We start from the raw sequence: 18,243 nt of genomic DNA, 5'->3' as shown, positions 1-18,243 counted from the left end.
TGCGGATTTAGCCTGAACTCCTCGATGAATTCCCTATTTGAACAAAAATATTAAAAAAAGATGTCCGGTTACTGTCGGGCCTTCCGTCCTTAAGTGCGAGTGATACGCAATAACTTGCATTGGGTCGTGCCGAATGAAGCCTACCAGACAACAGGACACAGTCCGCAACCTCTTCGAAACCTCAAAGGGGCGGGCATGGAAGGATTTGCTGTTCTGCGCTGTTGCGTCTTCTGCCTTGCTGGGGGGGATGTCGTCGAATTTTCTGCATGCACAGGAACGTGCGGTTGTCGATAAGCCGGTCGCATCACGACTTTACAGCTTTGACATTCCCTCCGTGCCGCTGATGCGCGCTTTGGAGCTATTGTCGCAGCAGGCCGGTATTCCGTTTTCGGTCCAGGATGGCACCAACCTTGCGATGAATGGTCAGGCCGTGGTTGGTCAGCTCAGCATTGAAAACGCCTTGTTTCAAATGCTTGAGGGGACGGAAGTTACCTTTGCCGTTACCGACGGTGTTTTGGTTATTTCCCCCAAGCTATCCAACCAGTCATCTGACGAAGAAATCGTTACCGCCCCCGTTTCTGTCAGTGCAAATCGCACAACGATCTTCCAACTCGGAACCGGTGCGGCCAGCGGGTCAACTGTGTATGGCGAAGAGATGATCGGTGCGGTGGTTCAGGGTGACAGTGACCCGAACAAGATTTTTCGCGCCAATCCGAATGTTCAGTATGTGATTGCGGGGCAACGCGGCGAAGAAGGTGCAACTGCAACAGCCGAGCAGGATTTGCGTCCGCAAAATATCAGCATATCCGGCGCAGCGGTTGATCAGAACAACTTTATGCTCGACGGTGTCGGGATCAATTCCTTTGGCGGAACTGAGTCGAATTATAACGACTCAAACATGCCAGAAGATGACGACAATACGATCAATGCAGACACACTTCATGGTTTGCATCCTCAAACCGTCTATGTCGATGCAAATATTCTCGAGCAGGCCGAGATCATCGACAGCAACGTGTCGGCTAAATACGGCGGATTTCAAGGCGGCGTTGTCAACTACAAGGTCAAAAACCCGTCAAGCGAACCAACATTTGGCGCAAGCATTAAACGGGGTGGATCGAACTGGAACGACTATCATCTGAAATCCGAGGAAACCCCCGACACTGACGCCAAAGAACCGGTTTATGAAAAATGGTTTTATTCCGCGTCTGCGAGCACACCGATCAGTGATAATTGGGGAATGCTGGTTTCGGCAGGTCGGCGTACTGCCGAAACGACCAAGACGGCGGGCGACGATTATTACGGTCGTCAGGTAACGACCAGTACCGAAGCCGACAACGTTTTGGGAAAACTGCGCTACGAAAGCGATACGGGTGCTGCGATCACGGCCCAGATCGTTTATGCGCCCTATGCCCAGGAATGGGAAGCATCAGAAAACTATAACAGCAAGATGGATATCATCGGCAATGGATTGACCACCTATGTTGGTCTCGAAAAGCCGTTTGAATATGATGGCTATGGGGTTTCCAATCTGTTTCTGGATACCAAGCTTTCCTTTAATACATCTGAAAATGCACGTGATTCTGAAAGCAATGTGCGTCGTCAGATCAGCACGACGGTGGCCGGATCAAAATATGCCGATTTGTGTGATTCCAGCACATGTGTGACCGGCTGGTACGGGGATTTGTCCCAGACACAGCAGGATATCGGTTATACAGCCGACCTTACCGGCGATATCTTTGGAACGAACTTCCTTCTGGGGGCGGATATCCATCGTCTCAGTGGAACCCGTGAACGTAGCGCAGATGCATATTATGCAACAACGCGTACCACAGGAACCAACGTCGTTTGCGCCAGTGCCGATGACATCTTCTGCGATGACGGTGATCAGGCAAACCGGCGGCGGACAAAATACCAAGCGTTTGAAGGAAGTGTCAGTTTCGTAAGCACAGCCCTTTATAATGAATATACGCTTGTCTTTGATCATGTTCCTTTTGGCGAACTGGAAATCAGGCCGGGTGCACGGCTTGAACACGATACCTATCTTGGTAATACCAACTTCGCCCCGCGTTTCAACGCGACCTATTACACGGATTGGGATATCAGCTTCAATGCGGGGTGGAACCGCTATTACGCAGCAAACATGCTGAGTTACGCCTTTCAGGATGCAACGCCGGCAACCATCAGTGAAACGCGAACTGCCGATACTACCACGACACCGGGTTCATCTATTTTCTATGATGACTGGGCGGCGTCTTCATCGGGGATAAAGCGGTCATTTTCCGGTTCAGGTTTGAGCACCCCCTTTTCCGACGAACAGACAGCGTCCGTTTCATTCCCTCTGCCGTTTCTTGGCGGGGTGACACGGTTGAAATGGCTGGAAAGAAAAGGCCGTGACCAGTTTTCGCGTGCCATCGATGACACCGGAACAACCGAATATAATCTGTCGAATGAGGGCTCCAGCCTCTACACCTCCTATTCCGCAGAATGGAGCAGGGGAATTGGTTCCGGGCCGTTCGGCGGGCGTCATGTGTTCAATATCAATGGCCAATATTCCGAACGCAGAACTTCCAACAACAGTTACTTCCTGACCAGTGATGACAGCGAAAGTGTGGTCTATAACGGCAAGATCATATCGACCACGGATCTGTCGATCCTGACCGGTAATCTGGACGAGCCGATCTTCTTTAACGCCAGCCTGTTTTCGAGTTTTGATGACAATCGCCTGCGTACCGGACTAACCGGGCGCTACACCTTGTCCTATTCCACGATAGATGACAGCGGATCGAATACCACCATCAATGGCTCGACCTATGATGTCTATGAGGACGGCGACGCCAAGGCGCGTTTCGATCTGGATATGACGCTTGATTACGACATTATCAGCCGGGAAAAGGGTGTTCTGACCCTTAATGCTTCCATCGAGAATGTTCTGAACCGCGGCGGCGCCCATACGCTTGCGTCATCTACCCCCTACCGCAAGGGCCGGACAGTTTGGCTTGGACTGACTTACACCTACTGAAAATTCCGCGTTAATCCTGCCGGGGCTTAGCCCCGGCCAAACCTGCTTGTGAGATCGATAATATGAAAAGAACCCTGACCGCGACCCTGTTTGCCGCGATGCTTGCCACATCAAGCCTTGTCCCCGTTCATGCAATGGCAGAACAGGCAAGCATGGCATTGTCCGACAAAAACCTTGCCGAAGTTTATGACGCTGTTTCACTTGGCGTTGTTCGCATCAATGTCATCAAGAAAAGCTATGCCGAGATCGTCGCCGAAGAACGGGAGAAAAAGGAAAACGGCGAGGATTTCTATCTGCCGCCAAACGAACGTGGCGATCAGGACGAGGATGAAGATCGCAATGATCGCGATGAAAAGAACAAGGAAAGTGAAAAGGGTGAAGAACCGAAATACGACTGGCAGAAAAAGAAGCGCAATGCGTCGACCGGGACTGGTTTTTTCATTACCGATGACGGCCTGATTGTTACCAACGAGCATGTGGTCCGCGATGGTGCGCGTTTTGTCGTTGTTTTAAAAGATGGTCGTCGTGTTCGTGCTGATCTGGTGGGGAAGGATTTTCTGACCGACCTCGCCGTCCTTCGTGTTGAAATGCCTGAAAATGTTAAGCCGCTTTCATGGGGCAACTCGCATGCGATCCGCATCGGCGATCCGGTTTTTGCGCTTGGTTATCCCTATGGCTTTGATCAAAGTCTGACCACCGGGGTGATTTCGGGCAAGCAGCGCCAGCTATCCAAAGGGGAATATAACCCGTATTTGCAAACCGATACCGCGGTAAACAAGGGCAATTCCGGCGGGCCGCTTCTGTCGATGGATGGCAAGGTCGTTGGCGTTAACTCCGCGCTTTATACCCGCTCTGGCGGGAATGAGGGGCTGGCCTTCTCCATCCCGGCTGAACATGCGCAGGGGATCATTGATCTGCTTGTCAAAGATGGTGAAATCAAACGCGGATGGTTCGGGATTGCCTATTCTGAAGTCAAGCCGGGCATCGGCAAGCTTCTGGGGATGGACCATGACGAGGGAATGTTGATCCACCGGGCCCCCGATGACGAACCGGCCTATCAAGCAGGTATTCGTGCAGGAGATGTGATTGTTGCGGTGAATGGCGAAACGGTCACATCGCGCCTGCATTTCCGCATGCAGGCGGCGGAGGCAAAAGGTGAAACGACCGTTACCGTCTGGCGCGATGGTGGATTTAAAAGCTTTACGATGATCCCCGGCGATATGGACGAAGCCAAAAGCCGCCGTCGTCAGGCCGAACGCGACAAGATTCTTGGTAAAACGCCGAAGGATGATGGTCGGAAGAAAGTCATGGGCCTCGAACTGGTTCCGGCTAATGAAAAGGCATGGGAAAAACTGGATTTACCCGTTGGCACGAAGGGGCTTGTCGTTGATCGGATGGAAAAGATGGGGCAAGGCGATCAGGCTGGATTTACAAAGGGTGATTTCATTACCCGGATCAATGATACCGAGATTTCCACACCCGAGGATTTCGAAGCCGTGATTGGGCAGGCGCTTGAAAGCAACGCACCCTATGCGCTTGTCTATTTCAAACGTGATGGTCAGGATCGCACAAAGATCATCGATACGCTGAGCATGGTTGATCTTGAAGACTACTGAGCGATCCACAAAAAAAACGGGCCGTCGCAAGACGGCCCGACTAAGTTTGGGTGGTGCAAAGGGAGGTTGCCCTCCTACATCCGTTCGTGGAAATGGCAGGCCACCTGATGGTGATCGTTGACGGTGTCAACGGTCGGGACATCGGTCGCGCAGACATCCTTGGCAAACGGACATCTGGTGCGGAACACGCAACCCGATGGCGGGTTGATCGGGCTGGGCAAATCACCGGTCAGCACGATGCGTTCCTTAGTGCGTTCTATCTCAGGATCCGGGATCGGAACTGCGGAAATCAGCGCCTTGGTGTAGGGATGTTTTGGGTTGGCATAGATGCTGTCGCGGTCGGCCAGCTCCATAAGATTGCCGAGATACAGCACCAATATGCGGTGGCAGATATGGCGCACGATAGAAAGATCGTGGCTGATGAAAATCATCGACAGATCAAATTCGCGCTGCAATTCCTGCAACAGGTTTACGATCTGCGCCTGTATCGATACATCAAGTGCTGAAACCGGCTCGTCACAAATGATCAGTTTCGGTTCGAGGATCATCGCGCGTGCAATGCCGATACGCTGGCACTGGCCGCCCGAAAATTCATGCGGATAGCGGTTGATCATCTGTGGCAAAAGCCCGACACGCGCCATCATGCGTTTAACGCGCGCCTTGATTTCGTCCTTACCCAGTTCGGATTTGTGGGTCACAAGCGGCTCGGCGATGATCTCGCCAATCGTCATGCGCGGGTTCAGGCTGGCCAGCGGGTCCTGAAAAATGATCTGCAGGTCCCGGCGTAGCGGCTGCATTTCGCGATGGGGGGCGCCGACAATATCCCGCCCCAGCCACACGACCTGCCCGTTGGTCGGCGGGATCAGTTGCAGGATCGCACGGCCAAGGGTCGATTTTCCACAACCGGATTCGCCCACAATGCCAAGCGTTTCGCCGGGATACAGATCGAAATCGATCCCGTCGACGGCCTTAAGCTGGCGTTCTGCCCCAAAAAATCCCTTGCCCGGCAGGGAAAAGTGAACCTTAAGGTCACGAACCGACAGGATCGGGACGTTTTTCTTTTTACGGATCGCATTCATTGACCGTCCTCCCGGAAGCAGGCACTGGCGCGGCCATCGTCAAAGCCAAACAGGCTTGGGCGGGAAACACAGCATCGATCCATCACATAGGCGCAGCGTTCCTGATAGGCACATCCCTTTGGCAGGTTCTGCAGGTTAGGCGGTTGTCCGGGGATGGCAAACATGTGTTCTTCGCTTGCCGTGTCGATGCGCGGCATCGATTTCAAAAGCCCCTCGGTATAGGGATGATGGCTGTCATAGAAAATGTCACGCACCGAACCGGTTTCGACAATCCGCCCGCCATACATTACCATCACCCGGTCACACAGGCCTGCCACCACGCCAAGATCATGGGTGATCATGACAATGGCCGTATTGAAATCCTTTTTAAGATCGCGCAGCAGATCAAGGATCTGTGCCTGCACCGTCACATCAAGGGCGGTGGTTGGTTCATCCGCAATCAGGACTTCGGGGTCGCACAGCAACGCCATGGCAATCATCACGCGCTGGCGCATGCCGCCGGAAAATTCATGCGGATACATATGCACGCGTTGTGCCGCACCGGGAATACCGACACGGTCAAGCATGTTGATCGCGCGTTTAAGCGCATCACCCTCGGACATGCCGCGATGTTCCACCAGTACCTCGGTCATCTGTCTGGATATTTTGAGGAACGGGTTAAGCGACGTCATCGGATCCTGAAAGATCATCGACATCGTCACACCGCGGATTTTGTTAAGCTGGCGTGACGGGATATTGAGGATATCCTTATCCTTGTAGCGCACCGTACCCGTGGCCTTACCGTTCTTGGCAAGAAGACCCATCACGGCAAGGAAAATCTGGGTTTTGCCCGATCCGGACTCCCCAACAACGCCAAGTGTTTCGCCCGGATCGATATGGAAGTTGACATCGTTGACAGCCTCGACCTCGCCGTCGGGGGTCTGGAAGCGGGCACGCAGGTTTTCAACAGTCAGAATATGGTTTGTCATGTGTCTATCTGTCCTTCGGATCAAGGGCGTCGCGCAATCCGTCGCCGATGAAGTTGAAACAGAACAGCGTCAGTGCCAGGAAGATCGCCGGATAAATCAGCATCCAGGTCGCTGCTTCGATCACTTTCGCCCCTTCGGAAATCAGAACGCCCCAGCTTGTCAGCGGCTCCTGAACGCCAAGGCCCAGGAACGACAGGAAACTCTCGGTCAGGATCACCTGCGGAATGGTCAGCGTCATGTAAACAATAACCGGCCCAAGAACGTTGGGGATCACATGGCGGAAAATGATCTTGAAGTTCGAAACACCCGTGGCATGGGCGGCTTCGATAAATTCGCGCCGCCGGATCGAAAGCGTCTGACCGCGTACAATCCGCGCCATGGTCAGCCATTCAACCGCGCCAAGGGCGACGAAAATCAGGAAAATGTTTCGGCCAAACACCACCATCAGCATGATCACAAAGAACATGAAGGGCAGGGAATAAAGCACATCGACGAACCGCATCATGATGTTGTCGATCCGTCCGCCGAAATAGCCGGCGACCGCGCCATAGGTAACGCCGATCACAAGCGACACAGCCGTTGCCAGTAAACCAACCGCAAGGGATACACGCGCGCCATAAAGGATGCGGATGAAAATATCGCGGCCATTGCCATCCGTGCCAAGGATATGGCCGTTTTCCCAGTTCGGACCTTCCTGGATATAGCCCCAGTCGATCTGGTCGTATTCAAACGGGCTGAGCAGCGGGGCGAAAATTGCCATCAGGGTAATGATGGCCAGAATGATCATCGACCCGACGGCGGCCTTGTTACGAAACAGGCGAATACGGGCATCGCGCCACAGGCTGCGACCCTCGATCTCTCCGGCGGCGTCTGCCGCCTGAAGCATCGCTGTTTTTTGATCCTTGTTCATCATGAGCGTGACTTCAGCTTGGGATCGAGCAGGCCATAGACCATGTCGACCAGGAAATTCAGAAGGATGATCATCACCGCATAGACAATGACCACACCCATCACCAGCGGGTAGTCGCGGTTCAATGCTGCCTTGACGAAATAGGTCCCGATACCAGGCACGCCAAAGATGGTTTCGATGACCACAGAACCGGTCATCACCGCCGCCGTCGCCGGGCCGAGATAGGATACGACAGGCAAAAGCGCGCCGCGGATCGCATGCCGGTTGACGACAAGCTTTTCACGCAAACCTTTGGCGCGTGCGGTGCGGATGTAATTGGAATGGAGGACTTCGACCATCGATCCGCGCGTCAGGCGCGCGATATAGGCGACTTGTGGCAGGGCAAGGGCGATGATCGGCAATATCTTGTATTGAATTTCGCCGTCTCCCCAACCTGCCGTTGGCAGGATCGAAAGATACAGGCCAAACACCAGCGACAGAAGCGGTGCCATGACAAAGTTCGGGATGGCAATGCCGACCATGGCAACGCCCATTACCGCAAAATCAACCGCACTGTTCTGTCGAAGGGCGGCATAGGTGCCAAAGCCAACCCCGAATATCAGCGCCAGAAAGATCGCCGACAGGCCAAGCTGCATCGATGCCGGGGCGCCAGCCATGATTAGTTCGGCGACGGAAAAATCGCGAATTTTGATCGACGGGCCAAAGTCACCACGCAGGATTTTGCCGATATAGATCGTGTATTGTTCAAGCAGCGGCTTATCAAGGTCATAGGCGGCCTTGATGTTTTTTTCGATTTCCGGGGGCAGGGCACGTTCCTGATCGAACGGTCCGCCTGGTGCAATGCGCATCATGAAAAAGGCAACCGTGATCACGATGAACAGCGTCGGGATCGCGATCATCAGGCGCCGGATGGCGTAAGATAACATAATTCTCTCTCATCCCCATTGGGGGCCGATAGGTTGCCGCAGGTCCGTGATCCAGACCTGCGGCAAAGTCTCCGGCGTTTACTCTTTGATGTCGAGCCAGCGGGTCAGGTGGCGATCCGGGGCGTTATCGATCCAGCCTTCGATCTTCGGTGAGACGAGCTGTTTCGAGACATAGTAGTAAATCGGGATGTAAGGCTGTGCTTCCATCATGATGGCTTCGGCCTGCTTCATCAGGCTGGCACGCTTTTTAAGGTCGCCTTCCTTTTCGGCTTCCAGCATCAGTTCGTTGTAACGCGGGTTATCAAAAGCCGCGTAGTTCAGCGGCCCGGTCCGTTCTTCGCCGAGGAACAGGAAGTTCTGCGCGTCGTTGTAATCGGCAATCCAGCCCGCACGTGCCACTTCAAAGTTACCGACCTTCAGATCGGCATAGTGGATTTTGCCTTCGGTGTTGAACAGTTCGGCCTGAACGCCGATCTGCTTCCACATGTTCTGGGCCGCAATCGCGATGCGCTTGTGGTTTTCAGACGTGTTGTAGCGCAGGGTGAATTTAAGCGGATTGTCAGGGCCATAACCGGCCTCGGCCAGAAGCTTTTTGGCTTCTTCGAGCTTTTCATTATAGGAAAGGTCTTTCCACGAAATGTATGCTGGCTCGCCGTAATTACCGGTTCCGGGCGGGACAAAGGAATAGGCCGGAAGTTCACCGGTTTTCAGAACCGAGTCCGTAATGGCTTCGCGGTTGATCGCCATCGACAGGGCTTTGCGGACACGGACATCCTTGAACATGTCCTTGTCGGTACGGATCGCATAGTAATAGATACCGGCATACGGTGCGATGCGCAGGCTATCGGCAAGGTTATCGCGCAGCCAGGAAATCTGTTCGGACGCGATGTCGCGTGCGACGTCAAGTTCGCCTGCACGGAAACGGTTCTGCATCGCGGTGCGATCTTCATAGGTGTAATAGATCACCTCGTCGATCGGCACATTGGCGGCGTCATAGAATTCCGCGTTCTTTTCAAGTTTGGAATGAACGTTCGGCAGCCATTCGGTCAGTTTGTACGGACCGTTCACCACGATATTTTCCGGTTTCACCCAGTCTTTGCCAAATTTGGCAATCGCATGCTGCGGGATCGGGAAGGCGGTCTGGTGGGTAAGTTGTGCCAGGAAATAAGGGGCTGGCGCAGTCAGTTTGACCTGCAAGGTTTTATCATCCAGGGCGGTGGCCGCGAGTTTCGCGCCTTCCTTGCCACTGTTAACAGCCTCGGCACCCTCGATGATATAAAGCAGGGATGCGTATTCCGCACCGGTCGCCGGGTCAAGCAGGCGGTTCCAGCCCGCGACAAAATCACCGGCAGTTACCGGCACGCCGTCCGACCAGTTGTGATCGCGAATTTTAAAGGTATAGGTCATGCCGTCGTCAGAAACGGTCCAGCTTTCAGCTGCACCTGGCACCGGTTCACCATCCGGGCCATATGTCAGAAGACCCAGAAACATATCATCCGACAGGCGGCTGGTCTGAACCGTCGAAATGAAATGCGGGTCCATTGATTGCGGTTCGCCGTCATTGCCGACGCGCAGGATTTTTTCAGCCTGTGCATGTGTGGTGGACAGCATGGTCATGGAACCGGCAAGCAATGCCGTACCCAGCACAAAGGCCCGCGAGGAATTAAGCAATCCCTTCACGAGACCATTTGCGGTCTTCGCGTTTTGTGACATCTGTAATGTCTCCCTCATCTATTTTGCTTTGTTGCCGACGTACTCCCTGAAAGTACGTACGCAAAAATACTGAGACTGACATGCGTGATCTGCAAGTCACGATTCCACAAATTTGAAACAAATGGTGTTTTTTTGCGTGATTATGGTCATTTTTTGGTATTATTTTGCGTATTATTCGGAAATAACAGATTGTTCTACGGCTGAGGAAGCCTGCAACTTTCGCCTGTAAAACGTTTTGCATGTAACGGTGATTGTCGCGTCGCGCCTTGCGGCTATATGCGCAAAAAGTGAAACAGTTCACATTCAAAGGGTTGGCCGCCAAATTCGGTGATCACGAATCGGGCTTTGTGATTTTCTGCATTATTTTTCGGCAATTCAGGCGATTTCAATATCTTGGCGCGAAAATGGGCGTTCTCTGATTACATTTTCGCGCGTGAAAAGATTTCGGAATACAAACCCGGTATCGCGTCATGGCAGCTTGATGAAACAAGCGTGAATTCAAAAAATTGCCGTTGAGAAACATCGTCATTCAGGCTACGGGTTTTTGCGTACGCTGTTTTGCAGATTTCCTTTATCAACAAATGCGACCGAAAGATGCCTTTAAGCCCGTTTGATCTGGCGGCCCTGATGGTTGCCATACTTGGCATTTCTCAGGCCGGTTCTTGATATTGCCATGGCCGTCGGGTTCAATTCAAAATCCACCTTCAATCTTGCGTTTAGGCGTGTAACCGGTACAACACCAAGCAAATACCGAGTTGCTGCAGATACGCACGCGACCGCCCCCGGAATTGTTGGGGATGCTCTCGTCGGCCCCGGTTAACAACAGACAGCGACCATCAGGATAAAGAATGGATACGTCCGAAATCGTTCTTTTGCTTATTGCTGCAGTCGGCCTTGCACAGGCCGCATTCCTGATGCTGCTGTTGCGGCACGAGGGCAAACGCGCATTTCGTGCGAATCGCTGGTTGCTGGTGTTCTCGCTGACCGCCTGCGCAAGCTTTGTCGAAGACATCAGCGATGTCTTCCTCTCGCCGCTTTATATTCTATATCTGGCGATTATTTTTGTACCGGTCACATTTGCCTTTTTACCATCTATCTACTTGTATTTTTGCGAAATTGCTGACCGTCCCGTGCGCTATCCGTGGGGGCATTTCGTCATTCTGGTGCCGGTCGCCATCCTGACGGCGGTCGCGGTACACATAATGCGCACCCGTATACTTCCGGGCGACATTGGCGGAGAAATCGATTTCGAACTGGATACCGATATTGAAAGTCATTTGCCTGTGGCTGTGATCCTGCTGACAATCATTATTGCGCTTTATGTGCAGTTATTTGGCTATATGGTCAAAATCTGGCGGGTTGCGATTGGCTATCTGCGGCAGGCGAGTGAACAGCTCGGTGCGGATCAGCGCGTTCTGCGCCGCTGGGTCACGGAACTGCTGACTGGCATTAGCCTGATTTTCCTGATTTTTACCGCGACGACGATTGTTGATATTTTCATTACCGATAGCGAATGGCTAACGACCCTTGTACAGGGGGCGTTCGCGCTCGTATTCTTTCGTATGTGCCACGTGATTGCGCACAACCCGGCTTTGTTCGTTCAGGCGGAATGGGACGGGGCGCAAGAGATGGCAATGGATGAAGATGCCCGTGATTTCACGGCAACCGGGTCCAGGCAAACCCGGTTTGCGCCTCGCAACTTGGTGGATGCCGATGAAATCAGCAGAATTTGTAAACGGCTTGACGCCATCAGGACCAGAAGCGACCTGCTTTTTGATCCTCTTATCAGCCTGCCAAAGCTTGCAAATGCAGTCGGTGCAACCTCCAACCAGCTTTCCTATGTGCTGAACCAGCATCTTGGCAAAAGCTTCTTTGACTTCATCAACGAAGTCCGAACCGGCGAGGCATCCCGGTTGCTGGTCAATGAACCGGATCGCACGATCCTTGATATCGCGACCAGTGTTGGTTTCAATTCGAAATCGACCTTCAATCTTGCCTTCAAGAAAATCACCGGCAGAACACCCAGTGTTTACCGATCAGAAACCATGTCGCAGCGTAACACGGCACCATAGGGCTATTTTCTGCTTTTCAGCGGGGGAGCGTGGGTATGATATCGCTGTTGTAACCTTTATCGTCGCAAGCGACGGACACATGAATGTTTGAAACACTTGATCTTCTTTTTCTGATCGTTTCGGTTCTTGGAACTGCACAGGCGATTTTCCTTATTGTCCTGCTGATGGATGAAGGGAAACGGGCATTTACGGCCAATCGATGGCTGATGGTATTCGGATTTTCTGTCGGCATGAGTTTTATCGATGATACGTTCGATCCGATGATCAGCCCGCTGACGAACCTGTATCTTGTCCCGGTTTTTGCGCCATTCTTTTTTGCCTTGATCCCGTCGATCTATCTGTATTTCCGGGAGATTTCCGGCGATCCGGCTCCACGACCATATCGGCATTTTCTGGTGCTGTTGCCGGTTACTGCGGCCATCGGGCTTATGGTCTACCTGAAACGTGCGCGTATGATCGCCGACGATGGTCATATTCGTGATGCCGGTTTGCAGATCGAGTTCTCGGCAACGGGGCTTGCCGATATGGTGTTGCTGGCCATCGTGATTCTGTTTTGTGTCCTGTTTGCCGTTTACATGACGGGCATTTGGCGGTGTGCGCGGCGTTATCTGCAACAGGCCGACTGGCAGCTTCAGGCCGATAGTGAACGGCTGCGCCGGTGGGTGACGGAACTTCTTGTCGGCATGACCGTGTTGTTTACTGTTTTTACCCTGACCAATCTGTTCGATCTGTTTGTGTCGCGGGCGGAGTGGCTGTCGCTTGGTGTCAAGGTGGGGTTTGTGCTTGTCTTTTTCCGGATGTGCCAGGTGATTGCGCAGAATCCTGCGCTTTTTGTGCAGCGGGAAACCGAAGGCGGCGTTTTTGACGATCTATCTGTGCCTCATGGTTCCGCGCAAGAGCTTGATGACCAAGACGCCCCAATGTCACGTGCAATTGTAGACGTTTCCAATATAGAACGCATTCGAACCCGGCTTGAAAGGATTGTCACAGATCGGAATATGATGCTTGATCCGCTTTTGACCATGCCGAAACTTGCCAATGCGGTCGGCGTGACACCCAACCAGCTTTCCTATGTCCTGAACCAGCATCTAGGCAAAAGCTTCTTTGATTTCGTCAACGAGGTTCGAACAAACGAGGCATCCCGCCTTCTGATCGAGGAGCCGGATCGCACGATCCTCGATATCGCAATCAGTGTGGGGTTCAATTCCAAATCCACCTTCAATCTGGCTTTCAAGAAAATTACCGGCAAAACGCCAAGTGTTTATCGATCGGAGACCCTTTCGCAGTGTAGCACTGGTCAGTAGCCTGATATCCTGACTAGTCTTGGCCGGAATTCAGATATCCCTCCCGTATCACCGCAAATCACGGACGCATGAATGTTGGAACCGATTGACTTGTTGCTGTTGCTGATTTCGGCACTCGGTGCGGCCCAGACCATTTTTCTGGTTGTTCTTCTGCGGGGCGAGGGCCGGCGCGCATTTAGGGCCAATCGCTGGCTGATGATATTCGCGGTGGCTGTGGGAATGAGCTTTGCGGATGACATTATCGATACAATGGTCAGTCCGCTTGTAAATCTGTATCTGGCCCCCGTCTTTACCCCTTTCTATTTTGCCTTCATCCCGGCCATCTATCTGTATTTTCTGGAAATATCGGGGAAACCTTCTGCCAGGCCGACATGGCATTTTGCGGTTATGCTTCCTGTGTCGGTGGTGATGATGGGGGTGGTGTACCTGCTCGGTCCTGATACTTCTTTGTCTGGGGTGACCATTGAGGAGATCAATGTCGATCTGGATTTCCGGCTAGGTAAGATCTTCAATATGCTGCTGATTTTGCTAATAATGACATTCTGTCTTCAGTTTGCAAGTTACATGTTCCGTATTTGGCGTGTTGTGGTTCGGTATCTACAGGATGTCAGTCGGCAGCTTGAAGTGGACCGGAAAGGACTCCGGCGTTGGGTGCAGGAACTGCTGGTCGGGTTAAGTGTGATTTTTACCCTTTTCACGCTGATCAATCTTTTTGATACCATCGTTTCACGCAGCGAATGGTTACAGCTCGGCGTGAAGGCGACCTTCGTTCTAGTGTTCTTCCGGATGTGTCACGTGATCGCAGTGAACCCGGCATTGTTCGTTCAGCCCGAACGTGACGAGGTTGAAAACACCCGTGAAAGCGACGAAAAAAAGCCCAGATCAGGTCTGGTGCGCAGTGTGGTTGATCCTAACGATGTAAGCCGGATACGGGCAAAATTGGATCGTATTGTCGCCGCACGCGAATTGATGTTCGATCCGCTTTTGACTATGCCGAAACTTGCCAATGCGGTCGGCGTGACACCCAACCAGCTTTCCTATGTCCTGAACCAGCATCTAGGCAAAAGCTTCTTTGATTTCGTCAACGAGGTCCGTACATACGAGGCATCCCGCCTTCTGATCGAGGAGGCGGATCGCACGATCCTCGATATCGCCATCAGTGTCGGGTTTAATTCCAAATCGACTTTCAATCTGGCCTTCAAGAAAATCATCGGCAAAACGCCCAGTGCGTACCGAGATGAGAATTCATTAAATACAAATACTTAACGCGTCCGAATGCGCATTCGTACCTTTTGATCGCATAGATCAGGTTCGAAGATACAGAGCCGGACGCCAGACACAGAACGACATTGCATTGTCGGGTCACCAAAACTGATACAAGGGTGATCTGACAAAATGAATTTTTATAAAGTTTCAAATCTGGTCGGGAACGGTTTGATCCTGTTGGGGGCCGGATTGTGTGCAAGTGCGCTTATGCTCGTCATCAGTACGTCGGCCAATGCGCAGCAAAGCGCAACGGATATCCCGCGCAAAGAGGCCAATTACAAACAGGACGAAGTCGCTGATCCTTGGCTTGGTGGCGTTTGGCAGTTCGGGGCGTTTGGCCAGATTGAGAGCAATCCCTATCGTGGTGCCGACACCATTGATATAGGGGGGCTGCCGCTTCTGGCTTATGATGCGGACAGGTTGCATATCGGGACCGACGGTATTTCGGTAACGGCCTGGGAAAACGACTATGCCAGTTTTTCCGTGATTGGCGACTTGCGCATGAAGCCATTTGATGATGACGATAGTGCCTATCTACGCGGTATGCATGAACGTGATATGGCTTATGAAGTTGGTGGCGAATTCAGCAGCCGTCTGTGGCGCGGGGAACTGACGGCTTCCTATCTGACGGACGTCAATGATGCCCATGACGGTCATGAAGTTGACCTGACATATACCATTCCGATGGACTGGCAGGATGTGACGTTCGACTGGAGTGGCGGGGTGCTCTGGCAAAGCGAGAAACTGGCAAACTACCATGTCGGGGTTAGTGGCAATGAAGTCCGTAGCGACCGCAGTGCCTATGACGCGGACGCGGCATTCATCCCGCATCTTGATCTTTCAGTAACCTACCCGATTACCGAAAGCCTTATTTTGCTGGGCACCAGCGGTATCCAGTTCCTGCCTGACAGCTATACCGATAGTCCCCTGATTGACGAGGATTATGTCTACAGCATCGGTCTGGGGCTGGTTTACAACTTCTGATCCTGATCATCATATACCGGTCTCCTGCCCGCCCCAATCCAGGCGGCCGGTTTCTGGCGGGTTGGTCATTTCCAGTGGACCGACCCGCCCTTTGTTTTCAGCCGAAATGAAACCCCGCGGAGGATAATGGTCTGGTTTAAGCGTTTTTGTATGGGCATGACGCTTGTGGCTTTGCTGGTCATCGGCATTTGTAGCGGATTTCTGATTGTTTCAGCCGGTATGCGGTGCTTTTATGACTACGCTGCCCTTTGATCGTGGTCGTCAGGGGGCGTTGAGTTCCAGCAAATCCCACTTGTTGCCATAAAGGTCGGCAAAGACGGCAACGGTGCCATATGGCTCGTATCGCGGTTCTTCAAGAAACTGAACCCCCGCCTTTTTCATCAGGGCATGGTCGCGGGCAAAATCATCAGTATTCAGGAAAAATCCGACCCGCCCGCCGGTCTGATTGCCGATGGCAGCGGTTTGTGTTTCCCCCGATGCCTGTGCCAGCAAAAGACGGCTTTCACGCGCACCCCTCGGGCCGACAATTACCCAGCGTTTGCCGTTGCCCATGTCGGTATCCTCGATCAGTTCGAACCCGACCTTGTTGACATAGAAATCAATGGCATCGTCGTAATCTGCCACGACAAGTGATACCAGTCCGATATGGGGCATGGTGATAATCCGGGAGCAGATGATTAGATCAGGCCAAGGGTTTTAAACGAATTATACCCGGCCTGACTGATAATGATGTGGTCGTGGATGGTGATTTCCATCGCCTTTGCGGCCTCGACAATCTTGCGCGTCATGTCTATATCGCCGCGCGATGGGGTGGCATCGCCGCTGGGATGGTTATGGACCAGAATGATCGCGCTGGCGTGCAATTCAAGGGCGCGCTTGATCACTTCGCGCGGGTAAACCGGGGTGTGATCGACCGTGCCGGTCTGATGGCATTCATCGGCAATCAACCGGTTCTTGCGGTCCAGAAACAGCAGATGTAGTTCTTCGGTCTTGCGATGGCCCAGACGCACCCGGCAGTAATCAATCAGCTGTTCCCAACTGGCGATCACGGGCAATTCCATCGCGCGTTCACGGGCCAGATATTGCGCGCTTGCCTCGGCCACCTTGATCGCGGCAATTCCGGCATCGCCAAGCCCCTTGGCCTTTTGCAAATCTTCGGGCCGTGCGGCAAGAACATTGGCAAAGCTGCCAAACTGCGTAATCAGCGATTTTGCCAGCGGTTTGACATCGCCACGCGGCATGGCCATGCACAGCAGAAGTTCAAGCAATTCATAATCGGCAAGAGCATTGGCCCCGCCTTTAAGGAACCGTTCGCGCAGGCGTTGACGGTGGCCGTGATAATGGGGTTTGGGCGGTTTTGCGTCGCTCGGCGATGGCTGGAAACTGGTACTTTGTCCGACCGGAACCGCAGCGCGCGTCTGATCGAAAAAGACGCGCGTGCCGTCATCAATCTGTACATCTATTGATGCGTCAGGACGGGAAGCAGCCTTGCGATCTTCTGTTTCGCTCAAATCCGCTTCCCCCTTTTTGTTTGCGGCCTTATTCGGCGGCAGCACTAATGTCGTATGGTGGTTTTTCAAGCCCGGCCGGTGAACGGGTAAAGATTTCAAACCCGTCATCGGTGACGCCAAGTGAATGTTCGAACTGTGCCGACAGTTTGCGGTCCCGCGTCACCGCTGTCCAGCCATCAGGCAGGATTTTGCAGGTATAAGTGCCCTGGTTGATCATCGGTTCGATGGTGAAAATCATGCCGGGTTCCAGAACCAGCCCTTCGCCCGGGCGGCCATAATGCAGGATATTGGGCGCATCATGGAACACCTGACCAAGGCCGTGACCGCAGAAATCGCGTACAACCGAAAAACGTTCGCTTTCGGCATAGCTCTGGATCGCATGGCCAATATCGCCAAGGGTCGCCCCCGGCTTGACCGCATTGATCCCGCGCCACAATGCTTCGTACGTCACATCGACAAGGCGCTGCGCCATTACCTTGGGCGTGCCCGCGATATACATGCGCGACGTATCGCCATACCAACCATCGAGAATGACCGTGACATCGATATTCATGATGTCGCCATTCATCAGTTTCTTGTCGCCGGGAATCCCGTGACAGACAACATGGTTGATCGAGGTGCAAATCGATTTCGGAAAACCGCGATATCCAAGGCAGGCCGAAACCGCATTATGATCTCGAATATATTCATCGCACAATTGATCCAGCCTGCCGGTCGTTTCGCCCGGAACAACGAAGGGCGTAATGTAATCAAGGACTTCCGCAGCCAGCCGTCCGGCGGCGCGCATCCCTTCGAATGCTTCGGGTCCGTGCAGTTTTACTTTTCCGTTCGCCACCCGAAATCTCCTTGGTTCGGCAGTAAATTCGATGGTCGCT

Annotated in this window: 15 protein-coding genes; 7 read left to right on the top strand and 8 right to left on the bottom strand. The window is 52.9% G+C overall.

The genetic code is table 11. The features are described from left to right. The first annotated feature begins 133 nt into the window (after positions 1 to 133). Positions 134 to 3,019, top strand: coding sequence for a TonB-dependent receptor (locus IT971_RS15910; protein ID WP_139190040.1), 2,886 nt, complete (start codon positions 134 to 136; stop codon positions 3,017 to 3,019). Positions 3,020 to 3,081: 62 nt separating this feature from the next. Further along, a complete protein-coding gene (locus IT971_RS15905; protein WP_063094906.1) occupies positions 3,082 to 4,635 on the top strand; it encodes a trypsin-like peptidase domain-containing protein in 1,554 nt (517 codons plus the stop codon). A 74-nt stretch (positions 4,636 to 4,709) separates the two neighbouring features. Here the strand turns inward: IT971_RS15905 and IT971_RS15900 are convergent, their stop codons facing one another. From IT971_RS15900 to IT971_RS15880, 5 genes are all read right to left on the bottom strand, one after another. Further along, the gene (locus IT971_RS15900; protein WP_063094908.1) at positions 4,710 to 5,714 is read right to left on the bottom strand and encodes an ABC transporter ATP-binding protein; all 1,005 of its coding nucleotides are present in this window, start codon (positions 5,712 to 5,714) and stop codon (positions 4,710 to 4,712) included. Next, the gene (locus tag IT971_RS15895; RefSeq protein WP_037989888.1) at positions 5,711 to 6,682 is read right to left on the bottom strand and encodes an ABC transporter ATP-binding protein; all 972 of its coding nucleotides are present in this window, start codon (positions 6,680 to 6,682) and stop codon (positions 5,711 to 5,713) included. The genes IT971_RS15900 and IT971_RS15895 overlap by 4 nt, the downstream gene beginning before the upstream one ends. 4 nt (positions 6,683 to 6,686) lie before the next feature. Next, positions 6,687 to 7,595, bottom strand: coding sequence for an ABC transporter permease subunit (locus IT971_RS15890; protein ID WP_110252834.1), 909 nt, complete (start codon positions 7,593 to 7,595; stop codon positions 6,687 to 6,689). Continuing rightward, the gene (gene oppB, locus IT971_RS15885; RefSeq protein ID WP_037989890.1) at positions 7,592 to 8,518 is read right to left on the bottom strand and encodes an oligopeptide ABC transporter permease OppB; all 927 of its coding nucleotides are present in this window, start codon (positions 8,516 to 8,518) and stop codon (positions 7,592 to 7,594) included. Before oppB ends, IT971_RS15890 begins: the two co-directional genes overlap by 4 nt. Before the next feature lie 78 nt (positions 8,519 to 8,596). Continuing rightward, complete coding sequence (locus tag IT971_RS15880) at positions 8,597 to 10,231, bottom strand: peptide ABC transporter substrate-binding protein (protein ID WP_063094911.1); 1,635 nt, start codon at positions 10,229 to 10,231, stop codon at positions 8,597 to 8,599. A gap of 631 nt (positions 10,232 to 10,862) precedes the next feature. On the opposite strand from IT971_RS15880, the gene IT971_RS15875 reads away from it, so the two are divergent. From IT971_RS15875 to IT971_RS15855, 5 genes are all read left to right on the top strand, one after another. Continuing rightward, positions 10,863 to 11,051, top strand: coding sequence for a helix-turn-helix domain-containing protein (locus IT971_RS15875; protein ID WP_338061528.1), 189 nt, complete (start codon positions 10,863 to 10,865; stop codon positions 11,049 to 11,051). A 28-nt stretch (positions 11,052 to 11,079) separates the two neighbouring features. Continuing rightward, positions 11,080 to 12,303 carry a helix-turn-helix domain-containing protein gene (locus tag IT971_RS15870; protein WP_063094915.1) on the top strand — a complete coding sequence of 408 codons (1,224 nt, stop codon included), beginning with the start codon at positions 11,080 to 11,082 and terminating at the stop codon, positions 12,301 to 12,303. A gap of 83 nt (positions 12,304 to 12,386) precedes the next feature. Then, positions 12,387 to 13,607 (top strand): helix-turn-helix domain-containing protein, encoded by a 1,221-nt coding sequence (locus tag IT971_RS15865; RefSeq protein WP_065702109.1) that lies wholly within the window; start codon positions 12,387 to 12,389, stop codon positions 13,605 to 13,607. Positions 13,608 to 13,679: 72 nt separating this feature from the next. Further along, positions 13,680 to 14,873: a helix-turn-helix domain-containing protein gene (locus IT971_RS15860; RefSeq protein ID WP_065702108.1), complete on the top strand. Its 1,194-nt coding sequence runs from the start codon at positions 13,680 to 13,682 to the stop codon at positions 14,871 to 14,873. Positions 14,874 to 15,002: 129 nt separating this feature from the next. After that, positions 15,003 to 15,857 carry a MipA/OmpV family protein gene (locus IT971_RS15855; protein ID WP_063094842.1) on the top strand — a complete coding sequence of 285 codons (855 nt, stop codon included), beginning with the start codon at positions 15,003 to 15,005 and terminating at the stop codon, positions 15,855 to 15,857. A 261-nt stretch (positions 15,858 to 16,118) separates the two neighbouring features. Here IT971_RS15855 and IT971_RS15850 read toward each other — a convergent pair whose 3' ends face one another. The 3 genes from IT971_RS15850 to map are packed head-to-tail and all read right to left on the bottom strand — an operon-like array spanning position 16,119 to position 18,203. Further along, positions 16,119 to 16,511, bottom strand: a complete 393-nt coding sequence (locus tag IT971_RS15850; RefSeq protein WP_063094844.1) for a VOC family protein — start codon at positions 16,509 to 16,511, stop codon at positions 16,119 to 16,121. 23 nt (positions 16,512 to 16,534) lie between these two features. Then, positions 16,535 to 17,368, bottom strand: coding sequence for a DNA repair protein RadC (gene radC, locus IT971_RS15845; protein ID WP_063094878.1), 834 nt, complete (start codon positions 17,366 to 17,368; stop codon positions 16,535 to 16,537). A 28-nt stretch (positions 17,369 to 17,396) separates the two neighbouring features. Continuing rightward, positions 17,397 to 18,203 carry a type I methionyl aminopeptidase gene (gene map, locus IT971_RS15840; protein ID WP_007091145.1) on the bottom strand — a complete coding sequence of 269 codons (807 nt, stop codon included), beginning with the start codon at positions 18,201 to 18,203 and terminating at the stop codon, positions 17,397 to 17,399. Between the last annotated feature and the right edge of the window lie 40 nt (positions 18,204 to 18,243).

The organism is Thalassospira sp. B30-1, from assembly GCF_015767575.1.
GTDB classification, from domain to species: Bacteria; Pseudomonadota; Alphaproteobacteria; order Rhodospirillales; family Thalassospiraceae; genus Thalassospira; species Thalassospira xiamenensis.
This window is presented reverse-complemented; position numbering and strand designations above follow the sequence as displayed.

Excerpts from the sequence above, each read along its gene's own strand:
- IT971_RS15910 (WP_139190040.1), top strand. The coding sequence starts at position 134 with ATGAAGCCTACCAGACAACAGGACACAGTCCGCAACCTCTTCGAAACC.
- IT971_RS15905 (WP_063094906.1), top strand. The coding sequence starts at position 3,082 with ATGAAAAGAACCCTGACCGCGACCCTGTTTGCCGCGATGCTTGCCACA.
- IT971_RS15900 (WP_063094908.1), bottom strand. The coding sequence starts at position 5,714 with ATGAATGCGATCCGTAAAAAGAAAAACGTCCCGATCCTGTCGGTTCGT.
- IT971_RS15895 (WP_037989888.1), bottom strand. The coding sequence starts at position 6,682 with ATGACAAACCATATTCTGACTGTTGAAAACCTGCGTGCCCGCTTCCAG.
- IT971_RS15890 (WP_110252834.1), bottom strand. The coding sequence starts at position 7,595 with ATGATGAACAAGGATCAAAAAACAGCGATGCTTCAGGCGGCAGACGCC.
- oppB (WP_037989890.1), bottom strand. The coding sequence starts at position 8,518 with ATGTTATCTTACGCCATCCGGCGCCTGATGATCGCGATCCCGACGCTG.
- IT971_RS15880 (WP_063094911.1), bottom strand. The coding sequence starts at position 10,231 with ATGTCACAAAACGCGAAGACCGCAAATGGTCTCGTGAAGGGATTGCTT.
- IT971_RS15870 (WP_063094915.1), top strand. The coding sequence starts at position 11,080 with ATGGATACGTCCGAAATCGTTCTTTTGCTTATTGCTGCAGTCGGCCTT.
- IT971_RS15865 (WP_065702109.1), top strand. The coding sequence starts at position 12,387 with ATGTTTGAAACACTTGATCTTCTTTTTCTGATCGTTTCGGTTCTTGGA.
- IT971_RS15860 (WP_065702108.1), top strand. The coding sequence starts at position 13,680 with ATGTTGGAACCGATTGACTTGTTGCTGTTGCTGATTTCGGCACTCGGT.
- IT971_RS15855 (WP_063094842.1), top strand. The coding sequence starts at position 15,003 with ATGAATTTTTATAAAGTTTCAAATCTGGTCGGGAACGGTTTGATCCTG.
- IT971_RS15850 (WP_063094844.1), bottom strand. The coding sequence starts at position 16,511 with ATGCCCCATATCGGACTGGTATCACTTGTCGTGGCAGATTACGACGAT.